This is a genomic window from Kitasatospora nipponensis (genome assembly GCF_039528135.1).
GTDB classification, from domain to species: Bacteria; Actinomycetota; Actinomycetes; order Streptomycetales; family Streptomycetaceae; genus Kitasatospora; species Kitasatospora nipponensis.
The window spans coordinates 1-1092 of record NZ_BAAALF010000501.1; the positions used below are offsets into that span (position 1 = coordinate 1).

A 1092-nucleotide genomic window follows, 5' to 3' on the forward strand; every position below is an offset into this window, starting at 1 on the left:
GTCCGGGTCGAACCAGTCGATCACCGGCCCCTCGGGCAGGTAGGCCAGGTAGCGCTTGAGCTTGGGCAGCTGGCGGTAGAGCACCAGCCCCACGCCCACGATCTTCTCCGAGTCCTCGTCCACCCAGCCGATCGACTCGGTGCGCCACTCCGCCTTGACCGCGCCCCAGGACGGCACCTGCATGTGGCTCGCCGACGGCAGGCTCCGGATGAAGGCGAGGTGCTCCTCGCGGGTGATCGTCCTCAGACGCAGGCTCATGCTCGGGATGCTCCTTGGAAGGCTGGTGGCTGGCGACGGACGGGGGACTTCGGCTGGTGTGACCCTATCGCCCGAATGGTCCGTTTCTGCGGGCCCGGATCCGGCGCGTTGACGGAACCCTAGGGCCGACGGGGACCGGACACGACGGCACGGACACGGCGAACGGCGCCCGCCCGGAGGGGAGCGCCGTTCACCGTGCGGGTGGTGCGCCGCTACCAGACCCCACCGAAGAGCCCGCCGTGCGCCAGGCCGATGCCGAGTCCGAAGGCCGACAGGGCCAGCGCGATCACCACCACGAACCGCTCGGCGGTGGTCGCCGAGATGAACTGGCCCCACAGGCCGGTGATGACGCCGGCCAGCCCGGTCCACGAGCTGAGCATGTGCAGGTTGTGCCAGTACGACGTAATGAAGGCCACCAGGCCGAGGACGACCGTGAGCCCCACCAGGGTGTTCTCCCTGGGGTGCGCGTGGCCGTCGGTGTTCAGGGTGAGAGCGGGGAAACGGCGGACGGTCTGTGCCATGGAACCCACCTCCAGCGGAGGGCGAGAGTGCGCGTGTAGCCGTTCTGCCCAGATTGCGCCGGTTGAGACCTGGCGGCAATCGATGGGCGTTTTGTTCGGCCGGACGGGTGTCAGGTAGGCTGTGCGGTCTGCACTGGTGTAGGTGTGCCCCCCGTCTGCCCGCAAGGGTTCCCGCCCCGACCGTAGGTCGGAAGCGGGTCGGTCGGGGCCGAGTGTCAGACCCGGCCACTACGGTGAACCGAGGTCGGCACGGCGCCAGTGCCGACGCTGCACAACCCTCCTGCCACGGAGAGACCGTGGCCGCTGAGTCCAA

General features: G+C 69.3%; 2 protein-coding genes. Both read right to left on the reverse strand.

The genetic code is table 11. The features are described from left to right. Positions 1–258, reverse strand: a 258-nt coding sequence (locus tag ABD323_RS41485) for a peptidoglycan bridge formation glycyltransferase FemA/FemB family protein (RefSeq protein ID WP_344447265.1), incomplete at its 3' end; no start/stop codon positions are given. 212 nt (positions 259–470) lie between these two features. Next, positions 471–779: a hypothetical protein gene (locus ABD323_RS41490; RefSeq protein ID WP_344447266.1), complete on the reverse strand. Its 309-nt coding sequence runs from the start codon at positions 777–779 to the stop codon at positions 471–473. Between the last annotated feature and the right edge of the window lie 313 nt (positions 780–1092).

Coding starts and splice junctions, on each gene's coding strand:
- ABD323_RS41490 (WP_344447266.1), bottom strand. CDS start 779: ATGGCACAGACCGTCCGCCGTTTCCCCGCTCTCACCCTGAACACCGAC.